This window comes from uncultured Albimonas sp. (genome assembly GCF_963977235.1).
In the GTDB taxonomy this organism is placed as follows: Bacteria; Pseudomonadota; Alphaproteobacteria; order Rhodobacterales; family Rhodobacteraceae; genus Albimonas.
Window position 1 is genome coordinate 43,416 of the sequence record NZ_CAXBOD010000020.1, and the last position, 24,751, is coordinate 68,166.

20 protein-coding genes, 6 pseudogenes and 1 other annotated feature are annotated in these 24,751 nt (G+C 72.2%); of the genes and pseudogenes, 14 read left to right on the forward strand and 12 right to left on the reverse strand.

The annotated features are described in order from the left end of the window. Positions 1 to 22: 22 nt before the first annotated feature. The 3 genes from AAC134_RS11670 to AAC134_RS11680 all read right to left on the reverse strand — a co-directional run bounded on the left by AAC134_RS11670 (position 23) and on the right by AAC134_RS11680 (position 3,229). Positions 23 to 2,212 carry a molybdopterin cofactor-binding domain-containing protein gene (locus AAC134_RS11670; RefSeq protein ID WP_339949267.1) on the reverse strand — a complete coding sequence of 730 codons (2,190 nt, stop codon included), beginning with the start codon at positions 2,210 to 2,212 and terminating at the stop codon, positions 23 to 25. Between the two features lie 29 nt (positions 2,213 to 2,241). After that, entirely contained in the window at positions 2,242 to 2,685 is a 444-nt protein-coding gene (locus tag AAC134_RS11675; protein ID WP_339949268.1) for a (2Fe-2S)-binding protein, read from the reverse strand. A 172-nt stretch (positions 2,686 to 2,857) separates the two neighbouring features. Beyond that, positions 2,858 to 3,229, reverse strand: coding sequence for a response regulator (locus AAC134_RS11680; protein WP_339949269.1), 372 nt, complete (start codon positions 3,227 to 3,229; stop codon positions 2,858 to 2,860). 173 nt (positions 3,230 to 3,402) lie between these two features. On the opposite strand from AAC134_RS11680, the gene AAC134_RS11685 reads away from it, so the two are divergent. Beyond that, positions 3,403 to 4,080, forward strand: coding sequence for a response regulator (locus AAC134_RS11685; RefSeq protein WP_339949270.1), 678 nt, complete (start codon positions 3,403 to 3,405; stop codon positions 4,078 to 4,080). Between the two features lie 71 nt (positions 4,081 to 4,151). On the opposite strand, the gene AAC134_RS11690 is transcribed toward AAC134_RS11685, so the two are convergent. Then, the gene (locus AAC134_RS11690; RefSeq protein ID WP_339949271.1) at positions 4,152 to 4,514 is read right to left on the reverse strand and encodes a carboxymuconolactone decarboxylase family protein; all 363 of its coding nucleotides are present in this window, start codon (positions 4,512 to 4,514) and stop codon (positions 4,152 to 4,154) included. Between the two features lie 119 nt (positions 4,515 to 4,633). After that, positions 4,634 to 5,455, reverse strand: coding sequence for an SDR family oxidoreductase (locus AAC134_RS11695; protein ID WP_339949272.1), 822 nt, complete (start codon positions 5,453 to 5,455; stop codon positions 4,634 to 4,636). A gap of 190 nt (positions 5,456 to 5,645) precedes the next feature. Here AAC134_RS11695 and AAC134_RS11700 point away from each other — a divergent pair, with 190 nt between their 5' ends. The 5 genes from AAC134_RS11700 (at position 5,646) to AAC134_RS11720 (ending at position 12,403) form a co-directional block, all read left to right on the forward strand. Next, positions 5,646 to 6,605 carry a GlxA family transcriptional regulator gene (locus AAC134_RS11700; protein WP_339949273.1) on the forward strand — a complete coding sequence of 320 codons (960 nt, stop codon included), beginning with the start codon at positions 5,646 to 5,648 and terminating at the stop codon, positions 6,603 to 6,605. Positions 6,606 to 6,749: 144 nt separating this feature from the next. Further along, positions 6,750 to 7,577: an alpha/beta hydrolase gene (locus AAC134_RS11705; protein ID WP_339949274.1), complete on the forward strand. Its 828-nt coding sequence runs from the start codon at positions 6,750 to 6,752 to the stop codon at positions 7,575 to 7,577. 10 nt (positions 7,578 to 7,587) lie between these two features. Next, the gene (locus AAC134_RS11710; RefSeq protein ID WP_339949275.1) at positions 7,588 to 8,772 is read left to right on the forward strand and encodes a thiolase family protein; all 1,185 of its coding nucleotides are present in this window, start codon (positions 7,588 to 7,590) and stop codon (positions 8,770 to 8,772) included. Positions 8,773 to 8,922: 150 nt separating this feature from the next. After that, positions 8,923 to 10,239 carry an MFS transporter gene (locus AAC134_RS11715; protein ID WP_339949276.1) on the forward strand — a complete coding sequence of 439 codons (1,317 nt, stop codon included), beginning with the start codon at positions 8,923 to 8,925 and terminating at the stop codon, positions 10,237 to 10,239. A gap of 106 nt (positions 10,240 to 10,345) precedes the next feature. Beyond that, positions 10,346 to 12,403, forward strand: coding sequence for an ATP-binding protein (locus AAC134_RS11720; RefSeq protein WP_339949277.1), 2,058 nt, complete (start codon positions 10,346 to 10,348; stop codon positions 12,401 to 12,403). Between the two features lie 15 nt (positions 12,404 to 12,418). Here the strand turns inward: AAC134_RS11720 and AAC134_RS11725 are convergent, their stop codons facing one another. Next, positions 12,419 to 13,048: a DNA starvation/stationary phase protection protein gene (locus tag AAC134_RS11725; RefSeq protein ID WP_339949278.1), complete on the reverse strand. Its 630-nt coding sequence runs from the start codon at positions 13,046 to 13,048 to the stop codon at positions 12,419 to 12,421. Between the two features lie 265 nt (positions 13,049 to 13,313). On the opposite strand from AAC134_RS11725, the gene AAC134_RS11730 reads away from it, so the two are divergent. After that, complete coding sequence (locus AAC134_RS11730) at positions 13,314 to 13,844, forward strand: AraC family transcriptional regulator (RefSeq protein WP_339949279.1); 531 nt, start codon at positions 13,314 to 13,316, stop codon at positions 13,842 to 13,844. Positions 13,845 to 13,877: 33 nt separating this feature from the next. Here the strand turns inward: AAC134_RS11730 and AAC134_RS11735 are convergent, their stop codons facing one another. The 4 genes from AAC134_RS11735 to AAC134_RS11750 form a co-directional block, all read right to left on the reverse strand. After that, positions 13,878 to 14,747: an efflux RND transporter periplasmic adaptor subunit gene (locus AAC134_RS11735; protein WP_339949280.1), complete on the reverse strand. Its 870-nt coding sequence runs from the start codon at positions 14,745 to 14,747 to the stop codon at positions 13,878 to 13,880. 10 nt (positions 14,748 to 14,757) lie between these two features. Next, positions 14,758 to 14,961, reverse strand: coding sequence for a DUF1656 domain-containing protein (locus AAC134_RS11740; RefSeq protein WP_339949281.1), 204 nt, complete (start codon positions 14,959 to 14,961; stop codon positions 14,758 to 14,760). Further along, the gene (locus AAC134_RS11745) at positions 14,958 to 17,099 is read right to left on the reverse strand and encodes an FUSC family protein (RefSeq protein WP_339949282.1); all 2,142 of its coding nucleotides are present in this window, start codon (positions 17,097 to 17,099) and stop codon (positions 14,958 to 14,960) included. The genes AAC134_RS11740 and AAC134_RS11745 overlap by 4 nt, the downstream gene beginning before the upstream one ends. A gap of 188 nt (positions 17,100 to 17,287) precedes the next feature. Then, positions 17,288 to 17,467 (reverse strand): hypothetical protein, encoded by a 180-nt coding sequence (locus AAC134_RS11750; RefSeq protein ID WP_339949283.1) that lies wholly within the window; start codon positions 17,465 to 17,467, stop codon positions 17,288 to 17,290. 188 nt (positions 17,468 to 17,655) lie between these two features. Here AAC134_RS11750 and AAC134_RS11755 point away from each other — a divergent pair. The 4 genes and pseudogenes from AAC134_RS11755 to AAC134_RS11770 form a co-directional block, all read left to right on the forward strand. Further along, positions 17,656 to 17,793, forward strand: a pseudogene (locus AAC134_RS11755) (IS6 family transposase); the annotation flags it as partial. A 57-nt stretch (positions 17,794 to 17,850) separates the two neighbouring features. Continuing rightward, complete coding sequence (locus tag AAC134_RS11760; RefSeq protein ID WP_339949284.1) at positions 17,851 to 18,600, forward strand: IS6 family transposase; 750 nt, start codon at positions 17,851 to 17,853, stop codon at positions 18,598 to 18,600. 640 nt (positions 18,601 to 19,240) lie between these two features. Beyond that, entirely contained in the window at positions 19,241 to 20,803 is a 1,563-nt protein-coding gene (locus AAC134_RS11765) for a hypothetical protein (protein WP_339949285.1), read from the forward strand. A 42-nt stretch (positions 20,804 to 20,845) separates the two neighbouring features. Next, positions 20,846 to 20,953 (forward strand): annotated as a pseudogene (locus AAC134_RS11770) (IS481 family transposase); the annotation flags it as partial. On the opposite strand, the pseudogene AAC134_RS11775 reads toward AAC134_RS11770, so the two are convergent. Then, positions 20,953 to 21,027 (reverse strand): annotated as a pseudogene (locus AAC134_RS11775) (IS6 family transposase); the annotation flags it as partial. The pseudogenes AAC134_RS11770 and AAC134_RS11775 overlap by 1 nt on opposite strands. A 56-nt stretch (positions 21,028 to 21,083) precedes the next feature. Here AAC134_RS11775 and AAC134_RS11780 point away from each other — a divergent pair. Continuing rightward, a pseudogene (locus AAC134_RS11780) lies at positions 21,084 to 22,009 on the forward strand (IS3 family transposase); the annotation flags it as partial. Next, positions 21,365 to 21,481, forward strand: a sequence feature (AL1L pseudoknot). Its footprint overlaps the pseudogene before it by 117 nt. Before the next feature lie 7 nt (positions 22,010 to 22,016). Here AAC134_RS11780 and AAC134_RS11785 read toward each other — a convergent pair. Beyond that, positions 22,017 to 23,421: pseudogene (locus tag AAC134_RS11785) on the reverse strand (IS30 family transposase). 43 nt (positions 23,422 to 23,464) lie between these two features. Here AAC134_RS11785 and AAC134_RS11790 point away from each other — a divergent pair. After that, positions 23,465 to 23,809 (forward strand): annotated as a pseudogene (locus AAC134_RS11790) (integrase core domain-containing protein); the annotation flags it as partial. A gap of 572 nt (positions 23,810 to 24,381) precedes the next feature. After that, positions 24,382 to 24,751, forward strand: a 370-nt coding sequence (locus tag AAC134_RS11795; RefSeq protein ID WP_339949286.1) for a ParB/Srx family N-terminal domain-containing protein, incomplete at its 3' end; no start/stop codon positions are given.

Consider the following 24,751-nt stretch of genomic DNA (forward strand, 5'->3'; position numbering starts at 1 on the left):
TTGCCTTTCGGGACAGGGCCGGTCAGGAGAAGGTCATGGAGCTGAGCGGCAGGGTGCGCGGTCGCCGGCCGGTCAGGGCGGCCACGGCGTTGGCGACGGCCGGGGGCACGCCGGGCAGCCCGGGTTCCCCCACCCCGCCCATCGGCGCGCCGCTTTCCACGATGCGGACATGCACGCGCGGCATCCGGCTGCGGTCGAGGATCGCGTAGGTGTCGAAATTGGCGTCCCGCCGGCGGCCGTCCTCGTAGACCGCCTGTTCGACGAGTGTCTGGGAAAGCCCCAGCGCGACGGCCGACTCCACCTGCCGGCGCACGATCTTCGGATTGACGACCGAGCCGGGGTCGAAGGCGACCCAGACGTCATGCACCTTCACCTCGCCGTCCCGGACCGAGACCTCGGCGACGGTCGCCGTCTCGGACCCGAAGGGCGAGGCCATGGCGACGCCGCGGGCGCGCGTCTCGCCCTCGACCTCGTAGGGGCCCCGCTTCCAGCCGCCGGACAGGTCCGCGACCTCGTCCAGCAGCCGCAGGCGACGGGCGTCCTTCGCCAGCAGCGTCCGGCGCATTTGGAACGGATCCTGGGCGCCGGCCTCGGCCAGTTCGTCGAGGAAGGATTCGTAGAAGAAGTCGTTCATCGAGTGCCCGACCGAGCGCCAGAAGGCGATGGTCACCGGGTGGGGCAGCTTTCCATAGACCATGCGCCGGTTGGGGATAGCGTAGGGCTTCTCGACGATCCCCTCGACCGCCGAGGAATCCACCGGGCCGACCCCGAAGTAGCGCCCCATGGGGCCCTCGCCGACGGTGTGCGCCTCGATCGCGAGCGGCAGTCCGTCGGGGCCGACGGCGCCGCGGAACCGGGTGGCGGAGAGCGGGCGCAGCGCGTCCATGGCGAACTCCTCCTCCCGGCTCCAGACCAGCTTCACCGGCCTGCCCGTGGCTTTCGCGAGCTGGATCGCCTGCGGGTAGGGGTTGCCGGGGCCGTAAACGAAGTGTCGCCCGAAGAAGCCGCCCAGGATCGGCGAATGGATATGGACCCGAGAGGGCTCGATCCCCGCGACGGCGGCGGCGGAGGCCTGGAACATCTCCGGCGCCTGGTTGGGCAGCCACAGGTGCAGGGCGCCGTCGGGGTCGAACTTCGCCAGCGCCGAGGGCGGCTCCAGCTGGGCGTGGTTGAGGTAGGGGACGTCGTAGTCGGCCTCGATAGCCTTCGCTGCGCCGGCGAGCGCCCCGGGGGCGTCGCCGACGGCCTCCGCCTCCAGCGTCTCGCCGTCCCAGGCGCGGAGCGCCGCCAGCATCCCGGCCGAGGAAAAGTCGGCCGAAGCGCTCTCGATGCCCGTAGCCTCCGGTTCGGACCACGTCGCCTCGGCCGCCTCGACCGCCTGGCGCGCGCGCCACCAGCTGTCGGCACAGACCGCCACGGCGCCGTCGAGCAGATGCAGCGAGTGGACGCCGGGCATCGCCCTCACCGCGGCCTCGTTGGCCACCGACAGGGGCCGCGTCCCCAGGAAGGGCGCGTGGACCACTGCGGCGAACAGCATCCCCGGCTCGACCAGGTCGATGGCGTATTTCGCCGTGCCGGTCGACTTGGCCCGCATGTCGAGGCGCGGCGTCTCCTTGCCGATCCAGCGGAAGGACGCGGGATCGCGCAGCGGAACCTCCAGATCGGGGTCGAGCGCCATGGCTTCGCCGGCAAGCTCGCCATAGCCCAGAAACCGGCCGGTCAGGGTGTGGATCACCCGGCCGTCGTCCGTGGTCAGCTCGGTCTTCGGCACGCCCATGCGGGCCGCGGCCGTGCGCATCAGCATGTCGCGCGCGGCGGCCCCGACCCGGCGCATCAGCTCATAGCTGGTGCGGGTCGAGAAGCTGCCGCCGGTGAAGCGCAGGCCGCCGATGAACAGGTAGTCGGGCCCCGGGGGGGCGCAGTCGACCTCGAACCGGGAGGGCGCGGCGTCCAGCTCCTCGGCCACGATCTGGGCCATGCCGGTGGCGATGCCCTGGCCGCCCTCGACGAAGGGGCTCAGCAGGCGGACGGTCCCGTCGGGCCGGATCTCGAGAAAGGCCGTCACCCGGGTTCCCGGCGCGGGCACGGCGGCGGCGGCCTGCGCGAGGACCCGCGAGGCCGGCAGCGAGACGGCCAGCGTCAGCGCGCCGGACGTCGCCAGGAAAGCGCGGCGCGAAAGGCCGGAAGCGGAGGGGCGGAGGGTGCGGATCATCGTAGGGGTTCCCGGTCTCGGAGGGGGGCTCAGGCGGCGGCCTTGCGGATCGCGTCCGCCACGGCGTTGTAGGTCCCGCAGCGGCACAGGTTGGTCATCGCCGCGGCGATGTCCTCGTCCGTCGGCGCCGGGGTTTCCTTCAGCAGGGCCGTCGCGGCCATCACCTGGCCCGACTGGCAGTAGCCGCACTGGGGAACCTCGATCCCGACCCACGCCTCGACCACCTTGGCGCCGACGGGATCGGCCTCGATCGCCTCGATGGTGGCGATCTCGCTGTCGCCGACCGCATCGACCGGGAACTGGCAGGACCGCGTGGCCTGCCCGTCGACCAGCACCGTGCAGGCGCCGCACATCGCGACCCCGCAGCCGTACTTGGTCCCGGTCAGGCCCAGCGTGTCGCGCAGCACGAACAGCAGGGGCGTCTCGGGCTCGACGTCCACCTCATGGGCGGTTCCATTGACGGTGAGCTTCATGGCGGGTCTCCGGGCTGGCTGGAAGCGCCGGAGCGGTTCGCCCCGACGCAGCCAGGGTAGGAGCGCCGCGCCCCCCGCCGCCATCATACGGCCGTAGAGGCTGCGCCAGACTGGAGGGCGCCCCGTTCGGGGCCCCGCCTTCGCCCGCCGGCCGCCCGGCCCGGATCGCGCCTCAGCCGCGCCCCGTCGCGCGGGCGAGCGCGGCGAACAGCAGCGCGGGATCGAACGGCTTCTCCAGGACCGCCGCGACGCCCTGGCGGGCCGCCCGGGTGCGCACCAGGGGCGAGGCGAAGGCGGTGATCAGCAGCAGCGGGGGCGCCGTCCCGCGAGCGCGCAGGGCGCGATGCAGGGCCAGCCCGTCCATGTCCGGCATCTGCAGATCGGAGATCACGCAGACGCTCGCCCGGCTCGCCGGATCGGCGAGGAAGAGCTGGGGCGAGGCGAAGTCCGCCACCCTCCAGTCGTTCGAGGCGAGCAGGTCGCGCAGGGCGAGGCGTACGCCGTCGTCGTCATCGACGATCGAGATCAACGGCGGGACACCCACCTGCAAGTTCCTCCGGCGCAAGGGCCTTTCGTCCCCCATCCCGTTTCGGCGCGCTCCGGGCAATCCATACCCCGGTATGACGCCGGATCGTTTGCGCGGGGGCGCGGCCCTCGGTAGCCTTTCCCTCGACGCGAGGCGATGCGGTTCCGCGCCGCCCGGCGAGGGAGACCCCGATGAAGGCGCATACGATGAGCGACAGGCGGGACGCGGCCGGTCCGGGCGGCGAGGCCGAGGCGACGGACCTGTCCGACGCGCTGGTGATGATCGTCGACGACGACCCGCTGGTGCGCGAGAGCCTGGGCGACCTGTTCAGCTCGGTGGGGATTGAGGTCGCCTGCTTCGCCTCGACCCGCGAGCTGATCGCCGCGGGGCTGCCCGAGCGGACCTCGTGCCTGGTACTGGACGTTCGCATGCCCGGCGAGAGCGGGCTGGACTTCCAGTCGCGGCTGCGCGCGCAGGGCTCGGCCCCCCCGATCATCTTCATCACCGGCCATGCCGACGTGCCGATGTCGGTGCGCGCGATGCGCCTGGGGGCGGTGAATTTCCTGCCCAAGCCGTTCCGCGACCAGGAGTTGCTGGACGCCGTCGCCGAGGCTCTGCGCGACGACGCGGCGCGCCGCGCCGCCGACGCCCAGATGCGGGAGCTGCGCCGCTTGGCCGAGGCCCTGACCCCGCGCGAGATCGAGGTGCTGCAGGGGGTGGACCGCGGGCTCCTGAACAAGCAGATCGCCTGGGAGCTGGGGATCGCCGAGATCACGGTGAAGATGCACCGCTCCTCGGCGTTCCGGAAGCTGAAGGCGCGCACCGTGGCGGACCTGATCCACAAGGCCCGGCTGCTGGACCTGCGGTAGGGCGCATTACACTTCGCCGCGGGGCCCTTCGGAAAGCGCCCCGCAGCCGGTCCCGCGGGGCGCGACCTCAATCAGGGCTCGTTTGGTCCGGCGTCGCCCGCCGCGGCGAAGGCGTCGAGCGTGCGGGTCGAATAGACCAGCGCCGCGCCCGCGTTCAGCGACACGGCGACGCCCAGCGCCTCGGCGACCTCCTCGGGGGTCGCGCCCAGCTTGCGGGCGGCCTCGGAATGCACCGTGATGCAGCCGTCGCAGCGCAGGGTCACGGCGCAGGCGAGCGCGATCAGCTCGCGCGTCTTCGCCTCCAGATGGCCGGTCTTCGCGCCGGCGCCGCCGAGCGTCATGTAGCCCCGCGTGGTGTCGGGGCTGAGCTTGCCGAGCTCGCCGACCCCGGCGAGCACCTGGTCGCGGTAGCCGTTCCAGTCCATCATGTGCATGGCATGTCCTTTCGGTCAGGGGCGCGGGTCCGTCCCGCCGGCGATGCGGACCCGCGTGGGCGGCCCCCGGGAACGGGGGACGCAGTCGGGAAGAGGCGGTTGGGAAGGGGGCGGGCGGGTCAGCCGCGCGCGGCGGCCCCGGCCCGGGCCTCGGCCCGGTAGCGCGGGGCGACCGAGGCGGAGGACAGATGCGGCAGCATCGCCTCTCGCGCATGCTCCCACGCATTCCACTCGGCCGGGTCGGCGAGGGAAGGCAGGGTGGCGAACTCGCCGCGGTCGAAGCCCGTCAGGGCCGCATCCACCAGGTCCTCGGGAGTCATCACCCAGGCCTTCGGCAGCGCCTCGATCGAAGCGCCGGGCATCTGCCAGAAGGCCGTGCCGGTGGCGCCGGGGAGCACGCACTGCACCTGCACGCCGGCATCGGCGAGCTCCGCCGCCAGCGAGCGCGAGAAGGCGAGCATGAAGGCCTTGGTCCCCCCGTAGACGCCGTTCAGGATCTCGGGCCCGATCGCGACGATCGAGGAGATGTTCACGATCGCCCCGCGCCGATGAGCCGAGAAGGCCCGCGCCGCGGCCAGGGCCAGGCGCATGGGCGCGGCGGCGTTCAGGGTCACCATGCGCTCCATCTCGTCAGGATCGCTGTCGAGCAGCTTGCCCACGGCGCCGATGCCGGCGTTGTTGATCAAGCCCACCACCCCGGGTTGCCGGATCAGCAGCGCCTCGATTTCGGCGACGCCCTTGGCCGTGGACAGGTCGGCCGGCGCGACGCGGACCTGGACGCCATGACGGTCGCGCAGGGCCTCGGCCTGGGCGGTCAGCTTCAGCTCGTTGCGCGCGACCAGGATCAGGTCGTGGCCGCGGGCGGCGAGGCGGTCCGCATAGACGGCGCCGATGCCCGAGGAGGCGCCGGTGATCAGCACCGAACCGGAGGGGAAGGTCATGGGATCGCTCCTGTGGGTTTGCGTCTCGCGCCGGCCGGTCCGCCGACGCCGATGCAGGATAGTCCCTCGGGCGCTTGTCTGAGATCTCATACAAGCGTATATATCAGCCATGCCTGCGGCCGCCTCGATCCAGACGCCGGCGCCGAGGGCGCCTGCCCGCTCGCGTCCAAGATCGGAGCCGGACCATACGATGCGACGGATCTCGCTGTTCCTGAAGGACGGGTTCCAATTGATGGGCCTCGCAGCCCTGGCCCCGTTCGAGTTCGCCAATATCCAGCTGGGGCGCGAGGTCTACCGCGTGGCGGTCGTCGCGGAGGACGGACGCCCGGCGCGCTCTTCCCTCGGCCCGCGGGTCGAGACCGAGGCGATGGCGGAGCACCCCGACACGCTGCTCGTCATCGGCGAGGTTCGCCCCAAGGGATTGTCGCCCGCAGCGCGCGACTGGATCGCCCGGGCTGGGTCCGAGTCGCGGCGCGTAGCGGGCGTGTGCACGGGCGCCTTTGCGCTGGCCGAGGCGGGGCTCCTGGACGGGCGCGCGGCCACGACCCATTGGGCGCACGCCCGCAGGCTGCAGCAGATGCACCCCGGCATCCGGGTGAACGAGGATCGGATATTCATCGCCGACGGGCCGATCTGGACCTCGGCCGGGATGACGGCGGGCATCGATATGACGCTGGCGCTTGTCGAGGACGACCTGGGGGCGGAGGTCGCCCGCTCGGTGGCGCGACGGCTCGTGATTTACCACCGCCGTCCTGGCGGCCAGTCCCAGTTCTCCACTCTGCTGGAGCTCGAGCCGCGGTCGGACCGCATCCGCCGGGCCTTGATCCATGCGCGCGAGCACCTGAAGAACCCGTTGACCGTCGACGAGCTGGCGCAGGCCGCGAGCCTCAGCCCGCGCCAGTTCAGCCGCCTGTTCCGCGAGGAAACCGGCCAGTCGCCCGCCAAAGCGGTGGAGCGCCTGCGGCTGGAAACCGCCTGGTCCCTGCTGGAGGAGGGCCGCCTCTCGATGGACGAGGTGGCGCGAGAGGCCGGGTTTGCCGACCGCGATCGAATGCGCCGCGCCTTCCTGCGGGCCTACGGTCAGCCCCCGCAGAGCCTGCGTCGCAGCCTGCGCCTCCTGAACGGCGACGACGACGCCGAGGTCGCGTGACAGGTCCGGTCGGGCCCCGTATCGCGACGCGGCCCCGACCGCAGGCGGCTTGTCCTGAACCGTCGTATATGTAGGTTTCCAGCCGCATCCGGTCCAGCTTCCTGTCATCTGCCGGCCTCCCCTGGCGGAACAGGAGATCCCGAGATGACGCAACCCGACCCGATCCGGTGGTTGGACTCCTCCCGCGGACGCCTCGCCTGGCGCGAGGACGGTCCCGGCGACCGCATTCCCCCAGCTCCTGCGCTTCTGCTGCTGCAGCGGTTCCGCGGAACCCTGGACGACTGGGATCCGGCGTTCGTCCAGGCTCTCGCCGCCCGGCGCAGAGTGATCCGCTTCGACAGCGCCGGGATCGGGCGGTCCGGCGGCGAGGTCCCGGAGACGGTCGAGGGCATGGCCGCGCTCGCGGCCGAGCTCGTCGACCGGCTCGGCCTGCCGCAGGTCGACGTGCTCGGCTGGTCGCTGGGCGGCATCGTCGCCCAGCAGCTGGCGCTGGACTTCCCCGACCACGTCCGGCGGCTGATCGTGGCGGGGTCCAGCCCCGGCGGCGTCCCGGACGGCCCTCAGCCGCACCCCAAGGTGCGCGAGGTCATGACCCGCGGCGCGAATGACGAGGCGGACTTCCTGTTCCTGTTTCACCCGGAGACCGAGACCGCGGTCGCGAAGGGCCGCGCCTCGCTGCGCCGGATCTCGGGGCAGGCCGGCCGGGGCCCGCTGACCTCCGCCGCTTCGGCGCTCGCGCAGATGAAGGCCATCGCCGCCTGGGGGGGCGTGCGCGACCGGCTCCCGAACCTGGTTCAGCCGGCGCTGGTCGCCAACGGCGCCCATGACGTGATGCTGCCGGCCTATCGCTCCTACGTGCTCTCGCAGGAGGCGCCGCACGCGAAGCTGATCCTCTATCCGGACGCCGGCCACGGCTTCCTGTTTCAGGAGATCGAGGACTTCGCGTTCCAGATCGACCGTTTCCTGGCCTGAGGTGCGGATCATGACCCGACCCGAGATCATTCTCGCCCACCCCGTGCGCACCGCCATCGGCAAGTTCGGCGGCGCCCTGAAGGACACCTCCGCCGTCGAACTGGGCGGCCTCGTCATTGCCGAGACCCTGCGCCGCGCCCGCCTGGCGCCCGAGAAGGTCGGGGGCGCGATCCTCGGTTCGGTGATCCAGGCGGGGCAAGGCATGAACCCAGCCCGGCAGGCGGCGCGCGCCGGCGGGCTGCCGGTGTCGGTACCCGCGATGACCGTGAACCGGGTCTGCGGGTCCGGCGCGCAGGCGATCGTCACCGCGGCGCAGGAGATCCTGTCGGGCCAGCACCGCGTCGCGGTGGCCGGCGGGTTCGAGGCGATGGACCGCGCGCCCTACCTGCTCGACCGCGGGCGGTTCGGCTATCGCATGGGCCCGGCCGAGATCCAGGACGCGATGCTGCGCGACGGCCTTTCCGACGCCTTCTCGGGCGAGCACTCCGGCTGGCATACCGAGGACCTTGTCGCGCGCCAGGGCCTGAGCCGCGAGCGGCAGGACGCGTGGGCCCTGCGCTCGCAGAAGCGCTTCGCCGCCGCCCGCGACGCGTTCCTGTTCGCGCCCGAGATCGTGGGCACGCCCATCAAGGCGCGCTACGGCACGACCCTGTTCGCAGTCGACGAGTCCCCGCGGCCCGAGACCACGGCCGAGGGGCTGGCCGCCCTGAAGCCCGCCTTCCGCGCCGGCGGCACGCTGACCGCGGGAAACGCGCCGGGCCTGAGCGCCGGCGCCGCTGCGATGATCGTCGCGGACCGGGCCTGGGCTGAGGCCGAGGGCCTCGCGCCCGCCGCGCGGCTCATCTCCTGGGGCGTCGCGGCGGTCGAACCCGGGCTCTTCGGACTCGGTCCGATCCCCGCGGTACGCATCGCGCTCGAGCGCGCAGGCTGGCGCCTCTCGGACCTCGAGCGAGTCGAGATAAACGAGGCCTTCGCCGCCGTCCCGCTCGCGGTCTGCGACGAGCTCGGTCTGCCCGAGGACGTGGTGAACGTCGAAGGGGGCGCCATCGCCCACGGCCACCCGATCGGCGCGACCGGCGCGATCCTTCTGACGCGGCTGATCCATGGCATGGCGCGCGCCGGCCAGCGCCGCGGGCTGGTCACCCTGTGCATCGGCGGCGGCATGGGCATCGCCGTAGCGGTCGAGCGGCCCTGAGCGGTCGAGACGGCCGAGACGCTTCGGCGGGGCCCACCTCCCCGGTCCCGCCGTCCCCGGGCGCGGCCTGCCTCCGCGTCCGGCGCCGGGCGCGGCCCTGTCCCTCGCCGCGCCCGGCCTTTTCTCTTCCCTCGCAGGAGCCTCAGGGCCATGTCGATCCATCCGTTCCGCCGCGTCGCCGCCGGTCCCCTCGCCGCCGGCGATCCGCGTCGCGCGGGGCCCGAGCTGGCCCGTGTCGCGACCTCGCGCCCGGGACCGCGCGGGCCCGAGGCGCCGGACGAGGGCGGTGGGGCGGGGCCGGGCAGGCTCGCCCCCGCAGCGATCCTGGCGCTGGGAACCTTCGCCATTGGCGCCGAGGGCTTCATGATCGCGCCTCTGCTCCCGACCATGGCCGAGGACTTCGGGCTGAGCGTGCCGGCGACGGCCTCGCTGGTCGTGGCGTTCACCCTGGCGCTGGCGCTGTCCTCGCCCCTGTCGACGGCCCTGACTGGGGCGCTGAACCGGCGCACGGTCCTGCTCTTGGCGATGGGGGTGTTCACGGCGGCGAACCTCGCCGCCGCGCTCGGCCCGGGCTTCTGGGGCCTGATGGGGGCGAGGATCGCCATGGCCGTGTGCGCGGGCCTCTATGTCCCCGCGGCGAACGCGCTGGCGGGGGCGCTGGCTGGGCCCGCGCGACGCGGGCGGGCGCTGGGGATCGTCAGTGGCGGCATGACGCTCGCCATCGCGCTGGGTCTGCCGCTGGGCGCCGCGGTGGGCCATGCCTTCGGCTGGCGCGCGACCTTCCTGGGCGTCGCCGTGCTGGGGGCGGCGGCCTTCGGCGGCATCTTCGCGGGCATCCGCGCCGAGGGTGGACGCGGGCTGCCGGCGGCGGGGCTGGCCGAGCGGCTCGGGGTGGCGCGCCAGGCTCCGGTGCGCCGGCTGCTGGCCATCACCCTGATGTGGTCGATCGGCGCCTACGAGACCTACCCCTACATCGCTGCCTGGCTGAGCCGCGCGCTTGGCTTCGAGGCTGCGGCGATCGGCTGGACTGTCTCGATGTGGGGCGCTTTCGCGGCCGCCGGCGTGCTGTGCGGCGGCGCCCTGAACGATCGTCACGGCTCGAACCGCGTGGCCCGCGCGTCCCTCGCGGCGCTTGCGGTGGCGTATCTCGCGCTCGCCGCCGCGGCTGAGACGCCGCAGCCGCAGGCGACGCCGCTGGCGCTGGGCGCCATCGCGTTGTGGGGCTTCGCGGTCTGGTCCTTCTTTCCCGCCCAGATGGCCCGGCTGGTGGCCGCAGGCCCGGCCGGGCAGGCGCCGGTCGCGCTCGCCCTCAACACCTCGACGATGTACTTCGGCTTCTCGCTCGGCAGCGCCCTCGGAGCGGCGGCGCTGGGGGCGCAGGCCCTGTGGGCGATCGGTCTCATCGCCGCGGCGGCCGAGCTGGCGGCGCTGGCGCTCGACGCCCGGCTCGTCCGTTCGCGCCAATGACCGGAATCGACGGGAATTCGTCAGTTCCGGGACGCCATTCTGCCTGTTAGCATCGCGCGACAATTCGAGGGAGCGGACGGTGCGGGGCGGGTGGACGAGTGAAAGCGTGCGCGTCGCGGGAACGACGGCGGCCGCGGTCGTGGCGGGCGCGGTGTTCGCGGTCGACGCGCTGCTGCCGATCCACGCGGCGGTGTCGGTTCTCTACGTGCTGGCACCGACGCTGGGCTCGGTCGGGCGAGGGGAGCGGGCGGTGCTGGGCTGGACCGCTGCCTGCGCCGGCCTTGCGATGCTGTCCTTCCTGCTGACCCACCTGCCGGACCCCGACGCGTCCAGCACCCTGCGCCTTATGTTCGCGCTGCTGGCGCTGGGCCTGACGGCGGCGCTGCTGCTGCAGCGCCAGCGCCTGAACGCGGCCCGTTGCGCGGTGGAGGAGGCCGAGGCCGCGCTGCGGCGCTTTACCGACACCGTGCCGCAGTTCCTGTTCCGCACCGACGCGCAGGACCGCGTGGTCTGGATCAACGGCTGGTTCGAGACCTTCACCGGGCGCGATCCGGCCCGCGCCGTCGCCGATCAGACCTGGTCCGAGGTGCTGCATCCCCAGGACCTCGCGCGGCTGCGCGCCCGCCTCGCCTCGCGCCGCCCGGACGAGGATCTGCCCCGGCTGATGCTGCGGGTCCGGCGGCGCGACGGCGTCTGGCGCTGGATGGCCTTCGACCGGCATCCCGAGCGCGATCCCGACACCGGCGAGCTGATCGGCTGGCACGGCGCGGCGATGGACGTGCACGCCGAGACCGAGGCGCGCGAGGAGATCTCGCGTCTGAACGCCGAGCTGGAGACGCTGGTCCGGGACCGCGAGGCGGCGCTCTCGCTGGCCGAGGGCCGCTACGGCGCCCTGCTCGAGGATCTCAACGTGGCGCATGTCGAGCTGGACTGGACCGAACCCGTGCGGATCGTCGAGGCTGCCATGGCCGACGGCTGGCGCGACTACGACGCCTGGGCCGGAGCGCATCCCGAGCTGGTGGACCGCTGCATCGCGGGCGTCCGCACGGTCAGCGTCAACGAGGCGGTCGCCCGGATGCTGGGATACGAGGATCTGGCGGAGCTGGTCGCGAAGCCCACTCGCGACAACTCGGCCGAGCCGCGGCGCGTGTTCGAGCGCCAGCTGCGCGCCTTCTTCGAGAGGCGCACCCATTTCAAGGGCGACAGCACGCTTCTGGCCCGCGACGGGACGCGCGTGCCGACGTTGTTCGGCGCGAACCTGATGCCGGACGGCGTGCGCACCATCACCACCTTCTTCGACCTGACCGAGCAGCAGGCCGCCCAGGCCCGGGTGCTGGAGGCGCAGGACGAGCTGGCCCGCGCCAACCGCGCGGTGACGCTGGGCGCCCTGTCGGCCTCGATCGCTCACGAGCTCAACCAGCCGATCCTGGGCATGACGGTGGACGTGCAGACCGTGCGCCGCTGGCTGGGGCGCACCCCGCCGGCGGTCGCGGAGGCGCTGCGCGTCGTCGATCGTCTGGAGGCCAACGCCGCGCGCGTCGCGGGCATCGTGCGGCGCACCCGCGACCAGCTCGGCAAGGAACTGCGGGAGCCGGAGGCGATCGACCTCGGCGCGCTCCTCGACGAAACCGCGCGTCTGCTCGCCCGCGACCTCGAGGTTCGGGGGGCCGCGCTGGAGACGGTCTGCACGCTCGACGCGCCGAAGGTCCTGGGCGACCGGATCGAGCTTCAGCAGGTGTTCGTCAACCTGATCGTCAACGCAGCCGAGGCGATCCACGCGAGCGGGGTGGGCGGTCGGATCGTGGCCAGGGTCGCTGCCGCCGGCGACGGCATGCTCGAGATCGCCGTCGAGGACGACGGCCCCGGCATCGCGCCCGAGCTGCGCGAGCGTCTGTTCGAGACCTTCGTCACCACCAAGCAGGGCGGCATGGGCCTCGGGCTGCGCATCTGCCGGACCCTCGCCCAGTCGGCCGGCGGCGACATCGCCGCCGGGGTTTCGCCGCAGGGCGGAGCGCGGTTCGTGGTGCGGCTGCCCGCGGCCGAGGACGCCGCCGCGGCGCCGTGCGCCGCCGCCACGGAGGCGGGGGCGCGGCGTGCGGCTGAGCTGGCGCGCGGCGTGCGGCTGAGCTGGGGCCCGGCGCGGGCCGATCCTCCCGGCAGGTGAACCCCGCCCGGCGCGTCAGCCCTCGGCGAGGGTGGCGCGGAGAAACCAGGCGCGCTCCTCCGCCTCGTCGGTCCAGTCGTCCACCTTCGAGGCCGTCGCCTCGTCGCCCTCCGCCTCGGCGGCGCGCCGGACCGCGGCGAGCCGGGCGAGCAGCGCGCGGTGGTCATCCAGCAGGCGGCGGACCATCTCGGCGGCGGCAAGGCCCGCGTCCGTCTCCCCCGCCAAGGGGCTGAGGGTCGCGACCTCCTCGAGCCCGCTCAGCGCCCTCGCATTGCGCTTCCGAAGGCGTTCGGCGACGGGATCAACGGCAGCGAGGATCTGGTCCGCCTGCGCGTCGAACAGCAGGTGCAGCTCACGGAACGAGGGGCCCGAGACATGCCAGTGAAAGCCCTTGGTCCGGAACCAGAGCGCCGTCAGGTCCGCAAGCAGTCCGGCCAGCGCCGCGTCCAGGGGACGGACGGCGGGGCGCTCACGCACCTGGCTCGGCGGCGCGGGGGCGTCGCTCGGCACGAAGATCGCCGGCGGGTCGGAGGCGGGGAAGGAGGCCGCCAGGGCCTCGTCGAGCAGGGCGTCGGCGTGGCCGGCGTCGAGGGCGCGGGCGTCGGGAGAGACCGGGGCGGAGAGGGCGGAGGCGAGTGCGGACATGCGATAGCTCCCGTTGGCGGCCTGGGCCGCGAGGCTGGGCGAGGTCGAACGCCCTCGATGTGACGCCTTTCGTCCGGCTCGTCTTGAACGTGCCGCCGACGGACGGGCGAATCCCGCCGCCGGACGCCTGCGGTCCGGCTCATACCCGGGGGTGGGGTCGGCGAGACCTTGGTGCGGCCTGCCCAGCCGTGCGTGCGATGGCCGCGCGGGCGAGGGCGCCCCTAGCCTTGGGGCATGTTCAGCCTTTCCGGAACGGAGCGACCCGATGGCCTTCGACGCCGCCTCACCCCCCGACCTGCCCGCGGCCCCGGCGCTGGCCTTCGCGCTGCTCGACGGCATCCGCGCCGCCCTCCTGCATGATCCGCGCCGTGCGCGCGAGGAGCTGGGCCGCCTGGACCGACTGCTCGACGAAACGGCGCGCTTCGGCGCCGTGCGCGGCGGCCTCGCCCCATGGCAGGAGCGGCGCGTTCGCCGGCTTGTCGAGGCCGGCATCGACGGGCCGCTGCCCGTCGAACGCCTGGCGGCGGAAGCGTCGCTCGGGGCCAGCCAGTTCGCCCGCGCCTTCAAGGAGAGCTTCGGCGTCGCGCCCCATGCCTGGGTCCTGGCCCGGCGGCTCGACCATGCCTGCCGGCTTATCGCCGGGACGGACGAGCCGCTGGGCCGGATCGCCGCGCAGTGCGGGCTCGCCGACCAGGCGCACCTGACCCGCCTGTTCCGCAGCCGTCTGGGAACCACTCCCGGCGCCTGGCGGCGACAGGCGCGCGAGCGGCCGGTCCGGGACGCCCGCCGCAGCTGAGATCGCGAAGGCGAACGGCGCGGTCCTCGCGCCCTACGGCCGCGCCGCCTCCACCGTTACAGAGGCGGTCATTCCCGCCACCAGCACAACCCCCGGAGGCAGCGGATCCAGCGCGATGCGCACCGGGGTTCGGCGGGCGAGACGCACCCATTCGAAGCTCGCCGCGGGCGCCGCCAGCCCCGAGGGAGCGTCCGGATTGGCCAGGTCCGCGATCGCCGGCGCCAGGCCCTGCACGTGGCCGGTCAGGACCGGGCCGCCGCTCATCAGCCGGATGCGCGCGGCCGCGCCGGGGCGTATGCCCGGCAGCTTCGTCTCCAGGAAGTAGGCCTGCACCCGGAAGGTGCCGGTCTCCACCATCGCCAGCAACGTCGCGCCGGGACTGGCGTAGTCGCCGGGGCGCAGGCGCAGGTTGGTCACCGTGCCGTCCGCGGGGGCCCGCACCTGGGTCCGTTCCAGCGCCAGCCGCGCCTCCTCCAGCGCCGTCGCGGCGCCGCTCGCCTCGGCCTCCGCCGTGGCGAGGGCCGCATCGGCCCGTTCGCGGTCCGCGGCGCTGACGGCGGCGGAGCCCTGGGCGGCGAGGCGGTCGAAGCGCTCCGCATCCACCCGCGTCCGCGCGGCGGCGGCGCGGGCCGCGGCCAGCGCGGCCTCGGCCCGCGCCACGGCCAGGCGGTAGGAGCGGGAATCGATTTCGACCAGCAGCTCGCCGGCGACGACCGCGCGGTTCTCGACCGCGTGCACCGCGGTCACGCGGCCCGCGGTCTCGGCGGCGAGAGAGATCACGTCGGCCTGGATCCGCCCGTCCCGGGTCCAGGCGTCCTGGAACCAGGCCTGCCAGACCTGAGCGACCCCCACAGTCGCCAGCGCGATCAACGCCGAGGTCAGCGCGAGTCGGATATAGAGCATAGTTGTCCCCTCAGAAATCCGGCGCGAGCAGCGCGACCGCGGCGACCAGGGCGGCCAGCAGCGCCAGCCGGGCCAGCGGCGGGCGCCAGAACCAGCGCCACAGGTCGGCCCCGCTCAGCGCCCGGTCGACCAGCGTCCAAAGGATCAGTCCCGTCGCCATGCACAGCAGCAGCGAGGGCGCGAGCAGCCCCTGAAACGCGAGCTCGTGTTTCATCGGGCAGGCTCCTTATCTGGATTGGCGGGCGGGGGCTCGGACAGTCGGTCCTCGGCCAGGGTCTCGCGCAGATGCAGCGCGATCATCAGCGCCTCCCGCGTCGCCGGCGCGGGCGCCTGCGCCTGAAGGTTGCGCAGCGCCGCGACGGCGGCATCGGCCCTCAGCAGATCCTGCGGCGCAGCGTTAAGTGACGGCCGCAGGGCGAGCGCCGCGAGCGTCGCGCGCAGATCAGCGAGACGAGCGACGAGCGGCTGGGACGCCTCGGGCCCCATGGCATAGCGGTTCAGCTCGACCAGCTCGGCCCCCAGCACGATCGCCGCCGACACGCGGGCCAGACGCCGGCGATCGGCCGGGTCGGCGAAGTCGAGCGCCCCGGCATGGTCGCCCAGCAGATCGAAGGCGGTGGCTGCGAACTCGGCCGGGCGCCGCGGCGGCCGGCGGGCGGCCTCGGCCAGCAGGCGGCGCATGCCCCGGTCGAGCAGGCGGCGCGAGCGCTCCGGCGTCTCGGGCAGCACCAGGGTCAGGGCGAGATGCTGGATCGCTGCGGCGGCCAGCAGCACCAGAACCGTATTGGCGAGCTGGAGCGGCGGCGCGAAGCCTGTGTTCCCCGGCTCCAGGCCGAAACTGAATAGGAAGATCGCGCCGACGCCGGTCAATCGTCGGACGCGCGGCGCGCCGATGAGGCTGAAGGCGAACAGGAACGGGGCGCAGACGAGGGCGAAGGGGACCGCTCCCTCCAACCCCGGCGCGACCGCCTGCAACGCGGCGAGCGGCGCGGCGGCGGCCAACACGCCGAGGGCGACCTGTAGGCCCGCGCCCGCATGAGCCGCCCGCGGCAGCACGATGGAGACGATCGTCGTCATGCCGCCCGCCAGCGCGGCGGCGAGGCCGCCCGACTCCCATCCCGACCAGCGCCAGGCCAGCAGCGCCAGCAGATAGGCCAACGCCACCCGGAGCCCGTGAACGGCTGCGAGCCCCCGGTCCCGCCGCGCCAGCGCGCGCCGGGTCTCGGCCGCGTCGGTCGGCGAGAGGGGCGCGGCCCGGGGGTCAAGCGCCCCGGCCTCCGCCCGCAGGACGCCGGCCAGCCGCAGCAGCGCCCGCCGCGCCCGCCACCGCGCCAGCGCGGCGCCGCCCTGCGCTCCTGGGACGTCGGTCCGGTCGTCAAGTGGGAAGACGCTGCGGGCCACGTCCTCCAGCCGGCTCGCGGCCGCTCGCGGATCGCCGGCGGCGAGCCCCACCTCCGCCTCTCGCCAGGCGTGCCGGATCTGCTCCTTCAGCCGCCCGTCGGGACCGCAGCGGCGGAGACGATGCGCCAGCGCGTCGAACTCGACGAAGGCGAGCACGAGCTGCGACGAGAGGGCCCGCGCCGCTCGCGCCCGCCCCAGGCCGACCGCGCCCTCAGGTCCGAGCGCCTCGATCTCGATATCCAGCGCCGCCAGGCGTTGAGCGGCCTGGCGGCGCTCGGCGGGACCGAAAACGGCGGACGGCGCGCCGGCGAGGGCGGGGGCGCCCTCCGCCGGGAGAGGGGCGAGGACCGTCCGGGCATGGGCCGTCAGGTCGGCGCGCACGGCCGCGGCCAGTCCGGCCGTCACCGGGCCCGAAGGGCGCGGGAACAGCGCCGATCCGACCACGAGGCTGGCGAGCACCCCGACGGTGGTCTCGGCCCCGCGCGCGAGAGCGATGTGGATCGCCGGAGCGTCCGGACGCGCGACGGCGCCCAGCACCACCAGCGCGGCGGTCAAGGCGGCCACCGCGCAGGCGTAGGCGTCGGGCACCGCGTGATCGCGGGCGAGAAAGGCGCAGGCGCCGCCCCAGGCCGCCAGCGCCAGCGTCATCGCTGCGCCGTCCTGCGCGAAGCAGGCGAGGAAACCGAGCCCCGCGCCCATCCCCGCCAGCGTCCCTCCGATCCGGGTCAGCCCGCGCCAGAAGGCCTGACCGTCGGTGTCCTGCACCATCAGGAAGGCCGTCGCCGCCGCCCAGTCGGGTCGATCTAGCCCAAGCGCGAAGGCGGCGAGCAGTGAAGACAGCATCGCCAGCGTCGCCTGCGCGGCGAAGCCGATATCGCCTGAGCTCGCCTGCGGCAGGCACGCGTCGAGCCGGTCCGCCGCACGAGACCACCGCTCCGCGGGGGCGCTCACCCTCGCCTCCGGCCGCGTCGCGGTTGCGATCCGTATTCTTCCGGCATGCCCCGGCTCCCGCTGGTCCGATCCTCGCCCCGGAGGACTGGGGCCAACCTGCCGGATCGGCGGCGCGGAGGATTGCAAGAGACGGGCGGCGTTTGCCGATTTCCAGCATGACCGCCGCGCCCCTCGGGATCGCTTCCGGCTCAGTCCGCGAGGCTCGGCGCGCCGGCCATCTGAGCGGCGATGCGGCCGGCGAGCCAGCGGCTGTCCTCCTCGATGCCCAGGAAGCGGCCGGATCCCCAGGTGTTCAGCCAGCCGAGACCCAGGAAATGCAGCCCGCGACGGGCGGTCTCGCCGCGGTGGTGGCGGGGCTTGCCGCGCACGTCGAAGTTGTCCGCCTCGATTCAGGACCAGTCCGGCCGGAAGCCGATCGCCCAGAAGACGGAGGTCACGCCGGCGGACTCGAGGTCCAACTCGGTGCGCTCGCGCTGGGGTGCCCAGGCGGGCAAGAATGGGGGCTTTGTCACGTAAACCGGATGGCGGCTCGAGCCGCGGCACGATATGCCCGGGCATGCGACCCTTTTCCTACGCCCTACAGCGCTTCCCGCCGGTTATCATCCAGCACGCCGCCTCGCTCTATCTCCGGTTTGACCTGAGCTATCGCGATGTCGAGGACCTGCTCGACGAGCGCGGCATCGATGCCGCCTACGGAATTAGACACGTAAACCGGCTGTCGCCCTGAAACACGATGCGATAGGCCCCGGGCATGCGCCGCATCTCCTACGCCCGCCATCGCTTCCCGCCGGCCATCATCCAGCACGCGGTCTGGCTCTACCTCCGCTTCGCCCTGAGCTATCGCGATGTCGAGGACCTGCTCGCAGAGCGTGGCATCGACGCCTCCTACGAGACCGTCCGCCGCTGGACGCTCAAGTTCGGCGCCGCCTACGCGCAGCGGATCCGGGCGGGGCGCAGGCGGCCGAGCAGCCGCTGGCATCTGGACGAGGCCCTCATCCGAATTCAGGGCCGGTTTCACTATCTCTGGCGCGCCGTTGATGACGAGGGCGAGGTGCTCGAGGTGATCGTTCAGCCGCGACGTGACCGGAAGGCGGCGCTGAAGCTGCTGCGCAAGCTTCTGAAGCGGCAGGGTTTCGTACCTGACGCGATCGTGACCGACCGGCTGCGCTCCTACGGCGCGGCCTTGCGGGATCTCGCCCTGGAGGAGCGCCACGTGATCGGCGGCCAGTCGAACAACCGGGCCGAGGTTTCGCATCAACCCACCCGCAAGCGGGAGCGCCAAAGGCGCGGGGTCGGATCGCCTGGTTCAGCCCAGCGTTTCTTGTCGACCCACGCCGCCGCCTACAACCACTTCGACATCCAGCGCCACCTGATCGCCCGCCGAACGATGAAGTCGCTCCGGGCGGAGGCCTTCGCGACCTGGCGCGAGATCGCCACCGCCTCAGGGCGGGCCCTGTGCGGCTCGCGGGCGCCTGGTCATCTACGTGACAATGCCAAGTGACGGCACCAGACGGCGTGCTGGATGATGGCCGGCGGGAAACGGTGGCGGGCGTACGAGATGCGACGCATGCTCGAGCCTATCGCATCGCGCTCCGGGCGACCATCGGGTTTACGTGTCAATTGCCATGGGCGCACTGGAAGATGGTTGGTGGTGTGACTCTGGCACTTGGGGCCGGATCAGGCTTCCGGCGTCTACGCCGGGCGCGCGCGATCCAGGCGCGAGGCGCCGTGGCGGCGTCGCATCCCGCAGAGTTGCATGATGGCAACGGTCGCCCACCGCGCCCGACCGCAGCTGCGAGGGCGCTCTGAAGCCGATTGTGATTGCGATCAGCTACCTCTTACGTGTGCGCGAGAGCCGGAGAGTGAAGCGAATACATGCCCATAGCGTATTGGAAGCGAGCATTGCCCACGCCGGGCGGCTACGGACGCGTCTACAGCCCCTCCATCGCCGCGTTGCCGGATGGAGGAACCGCCGTCGCCTACATCTGGAGAAACGAGGACGGCAATTCTGAGACGGTCATCGACGTCTATGACGTCTTCGGCCGGTTGGAGTCCTGGCTGGACGGGCTTTCGGGCAGCGTCAACATCCGCGATGTGGAGTTGTTCGGCCTCGCCGACAGCGGCTTCGGACTCGTCCAGGAGTGGAGCAGCTACCACTCCACCGCTCCATCCAGGCGCAGCTCGCCATCCTGGGGCCGGATGGCTATTCGGTGCGCAATGACCCTGACAACATCAACTATCGGGCCACGGGCGGAGGCACCCCTCTGATACCCAAAGCCGCCTCGTCGGAAGCCGAAGGCGTCGCAGCGCTGGGTGAAGACGGGCGCACGCTGATGGCGTCGTGGTGGCAGTTCACCAGTCGCGGCGTCGTCCACAGGAACACGCATGCCGACATCTATGACGTGTCGGATCCCTCGCTGCACATCGAGGTTTCGCTGATGGCCGACGTGCTCGACGCCATCTTCACGCCCACGGACGTGGCGCCGCTTGCAGGCGGGGGGTGGATCGTCGGCGGCATGGCCAACTCCCACGACCTCAATCGGTCCGCCCCCGCCCATGTGCGGATCACCTCCGACGGCGAGGTCTCGGCGCTGACCTGGGACATGACGAGGACGGGCAACGACTCCGGCACGCAGGTCGTCGGTCTCGCCGGCGGCGGCTGGGCCTCGGTCCACATCTTCCGGGGCCTCAACGAGCCGGACTGCCGCGTCCTGATGGACGTCTACCGCCCCGACGGGACGCGGGCGAAGAACGACGCCGTCGTCGGCGCAACCGGCGGCGAGTGGCCCGGCCCGGAGCGCCCGGACGGCTCCGATGCGCTCGACGCGGTGGCGCTCAAGGACGGGGGCTTCCTGGTGACGTGGCTCTCCAACAACAAGCAGCGCGTCCTGCTCCAGCGCTTCGACGAGGACGGGGACGCGGTCGGAACGCGCATGACCCTGGCAAAGGGGGCAAGCTATGACATGCACGCGCCTCGCCTGGAGCTGCTCCAGGACGGGCGCGTCGCGTTCAGCTATCTCGATCGCGGAATAGCCTCGACGTGGGGCGAGGCCCATGCGGGGATCCTCGACCCCAGAGGCGGCGTCTACGTCGGCGACGGCGGGGCGGATGTGCTGGTGGCCCGCCGTGCGGGCGGCGAACTACGCGGCCAGGGCGGCGACGACATCTTGGTGGGCCTGGGCGGCAAGGATGTCCTGCGCGGCGGTCGCGGCGACGATGCGGCGTTCGGCGGCGGCGGCCGCGACCGTCTCTACGGCGACCAGGGCGACGACCTGTTCTACGGGCAGGGCGGCGCGGATCGCCTCTTCGGCGGCAGCGGCAATGACAGCCTTTTCGGCGGAGGCGGCAACGACCGGCTCTTGGGCGGAGGCGGACGCGACCTTCTAGTGGGCGGCGGGGGACGAGACCACCTGTTCGGTGGCGGCGGAAACGACGTGCTCGTCGGCGGCAAGGGCAACGACCGGACGACCGGCGGCAAGGGGGCCGACGCGTTCCGCTTCAAGCCCGGGGATGGCGACCGGAACGTGATCACCGACTTCGGCGGCCGCGACAAGATCAAATTCGTCCGAGGCGTGGATGGCTTCCGGGAACTCAAGATCCGCGAGAAGGGCGACGACGTGCATGTCGTCTATGACGGCGGCAAGGTGATCCTGAAGGGCGTCGAACCGGACGAGATCAAGGCGAACGACTTCATCTTTAGCTAGGTGTTTGGTCCCAGGTTTTGATGGTGCGATCCTTTCCCCCGAATGGAAGGAGACTCTATGGGCCAGGTACGTCACGGGAGCGCCACGACCACGCACGCCATCCGAGCGGCGATACAGCAATCGCAAGCTTCGATCTCGGAGTTGAACCGACCTTGAATTCGGACGAAGACCTCGTCCAGATGCCAGCGGCTGCTGGGCCGTGGGCGTCGCGCCCGGATCCCCCGGACTGAACCGCGCCGGGTCTGCCGGAGGCTTCACTTCCTGAGTAGGATGGAGCCCCATGAGCAAGACGACGAACAGGTTCTCCCCTGAGGTTCGCGATCGAGCGGTTCGCTTGGTTCTGGACAGCGAAGCGGAGCGCGGCTCCCGCTGGGCCGCGATCGTGGCGATCGCCCCGAAGATCGGCTGCGTGGCGCAGACGCTGAACGAATGGGTCAAGCGGGCGAAGATCGACGGCGGCCGCCGCTCAGGCGTCCCGGCCGAGGTGGCCGAGAAGATGAAGGCGCTGGAGCGGGAGAACCGCGAGCTGCGCCAGGCCAACGAGATTCTGCGCGAAGCCAGCGCCTATTTCGCGCAGGCGGAGCTCGACCGCCGGTCGAAGACATGATCGCCTTCATCGACGATTATCGGGTGGAGCATGGGGTCGAGCCGACCTGTCGGATGCTGCCGATCGCCCCTTCCACCCACTACGATCATCTGGCCAAGCGGGCGGAGCCGTCCCGCAGGTCCGATCGGGCGCGGCGGGACGATGCCCTGCGCCCGGAGATCCGGCGCGTCTTCGAGGAGACCTTCCGGGTCTACGGCGTGCGCAAGGTCTGGCGGCAGCTGAGGCGCGAAGGCTTCGACGTCGCCCGCTGCACCGTGGCGCGTCTGATGACGGACCTTGGGCTTCAGGGGGTGATCCGGGGGAAGCCGCTCAGGACCACGGTCCCGGACAAGGCCGCGCCATGCCCGCTGGACCGTGTGAACCGCCAGTTCCGGGTTCCGGCCCCGAACATGCTGTGGGTCAGCGACTTCGCCTATGTCGCCACCTGGCAGGGCTTCGTCCATGTCGCCTTCGTCGTGGACGCCTTCGCCCGGCGGATCGTGGGATGGCGCGTCAGCCGCACGGCGCACGCGGGCTTCGTGCTGGACGCTCTGGAGCAGGCCGTCCACCAGAGACGACCTGGCGCGCGGCTGGTTCACCACTCGGACAGGGGATCGCAAGGCGGTCTCAACCGGTCGTCGCAACACCAGCAGTTTCGCCCCGCCTCAGCACCTCGTCCAGCACCTCCGCCGGCGTCCGCCATCCCAGTGAGGCGCGCGGCCTCGAGTTGAGCGCGGCAGCGACCGCCTCGAGTTCCTCCGGCCCATGAGCGGAGAGGTCCGTGCCCTTCGGGAAGTACTGGCGCAGCAGGCCGTTGGTGTTTTCATTCGTGCCGCGCTGCCATGGGCTGTGAGGATCGCAGAAGTAGATCGGCAGGCCAGCCAGGATCTTCAACTCGGCGTGCCGCGCCATCTCCGCGCCCTGATCCCAGGCCAGCGACCGGCGGAGCTGCTTCGGAAGCGTGCCGATGGCGCGCGCGATGGCGTCTCGGACCGCCTCCGCGCCATGACCGGCGGTCGCCGGCCCGGTCTTCGTGCGCGGCTTCTCGCCGTGTCCCTCCATCGGCGGCAGGTGCAGCAGTAGCGTGAAGCGTCGTGCGCTCGACCAGCGTCCCGATCGCCGACCGGCGAAGGCCGATGATCAGGTCGCCCTCCCAATGGCCGGGGACGGCGCGATCCTCCGCCTCCGCCGGCCGCTCGCTGATCATGATCTCGGAGGTGACGAAGGATTTGCCGCGGCCGGCCAGCCGCGACCGCGGAACGCGCAGAGCCCGGCCCGTCCGCAGGCACGCCGTGAGCTCGCGACGCAGGCCCCCGCGGGACTGAACGTAGAGCGTCTGGTAGATGGCCTCGTGCGAGATGCGCATCGACGGATCCTCGGGAAAGTCGTGGCGCAGCCTGTGCGAGATCTGCTCCGGGCTCCATGCCCGCGCCCATCTCCTCGGCTGGCGTCGGCCATGGCGACGCCCCTTCCATGATGTCGTCGGCCCGTCGAGTGCGGGTCCGCCCGGCGCCGAGATCCTGCCGGCGAGGCGATCTTCGACATAGGTGCGCAGAGCCACGTTCGTCGACAGCTTCGCGGCCTTGGGCCGTCGAGCAGAGCGGTCGGCATGCCATTGCGCCGTGCTCGCCCTGTATTCCAGGCCGCCGCTCCGGGTCGCGGCATTGCGCCGGATCTCCCGCGAGATCGTCGAAGGCGCCCGGCCCAGCCGCCTGGCGATGTCGCGCACGCCCAGGCCCATGGCGCGTCCAAGCGCGATCTCCTCACGCTCGGCGAAGGACAGAAATCGACCTGTCGGCGGCGGCGCCGAAACCGCCAGATGCGTCGGCGCCATGCCGCCGGCCCTCCGGAACCATCGGGCGCCGACTGCGGACGAAACGCCCGCTGCCGCCGCCGCGGCCTCAGTGGAGACGCCTGTTGCGATGGCTGCCCAGAACGCCGCCAACGCTTCGCGCCGCGCCGCATCGGGCCGGCCGGGTGAGCATAGCTTCGCGCGCCCTGATTTGTCCGAGCGCCTCTTCCTCGTCGTCATCGCAACCTCCATCAGCAGGATGTTGCGACGACCGGTTGAGACCGCCCAATATCTGTCCATTCGCTACACCGAGCGCCTGGCGGAGGCGGGCATCGAGCCTTCGGTCGCTCGGCGGGCTTGCGCGGCCCCACCGGGGCCACGGTCCCGCCTCGCCGTCGGCGACAGCTACGACAACGCCCTGGCTGAGACGATCAACGGCCTCTTCAAGGCGGAGGTCATCCACCGGCGCGGGCCGTGGCGCAGCTCCGAGGCCGTGGAGTTCGCCACCCTCGAATGGGTCGACTGGTTCAACAATCGTCGCCTGCTGGAGCCCAAAGGCAACGTGCCGGGCGCTGAAGCCGAAGCCGCATTCTACGACGCGCTGGAAACGCATGATGTCGCCGCGTAGCTAAAGTACATCAGCCTCCGGCAGACCCGGTGCGGTTCAGGGCCAATCGCATCGCGCTTCGGGCCACCATCCGGTTTACGTGTCAAAACCGCCGCGCCGCTTCCCACCGGCTCCGGCAATCTCGAAAAACCGCGAACCGAACCCGCCCGTAGCGTTCCACGCCGAACATCCTCCCGCCTGCGGATCGTCCAACCGATCCGAGGACCTCGCCGTGGCGGGATTTGCCACCGCCCGGGAAGGACAATCCCCGCCGCCCAGGTGGCCGAGCATTCCGGCGCCCTTCTCAGGTCTACGGCTTCCATCCTTCGATGGCGCGAGCGCCTCCGAGACGTGATCCGCCTGCAGTGCACCCGGGTGCAACAGAAAGATCCGGTTCGCCTCTTTAGCGCGGAGGATGCTCTCCCATCTCGCTGAAACCACCCGCCTTCACGAGCAGCACGCGCGATCCGCACAGAGCAGCACAGAACGCCCCGCTCCTCATGGACCCTCCGGTCCGTGGGACGAGGGCATGCGTGCGCTCGCGTCCCATGAGGAGCTTCCGGCCGCCTCGGCGGCCAACCTTGGAGGCCGTCATGGCTCGCAACAGTGCTGCTCGCCGTCACCCTGAGACGGACCCGATCGATCCTCGCCGCCTGGCGCCTACGCTGGCCATGGAGGAGCGCCCCGTGGGGACGCTCGCGCCCTACGCCAACAACGCGCGCCGGCATTCGGACAAGCAGATCGAGAAGATCGCCGGCTCGATCCGCAGCTTCGGTTTCGTGAACCCGATCCTGATCGACGCGCAGGGCGTCGTCGTCGCCGGGCATGGCCGTCTGGAGGCCGCGAAGCGGCTGGGGATGGCGAGCGTGCCGACGATCCGGCTCGACCACCTGAGCGAGGCCGAGAAACGGGCCTATGTGATCGCCGACAACCGGCTGGCGGAGCTGGCCGACTGGGATCGCG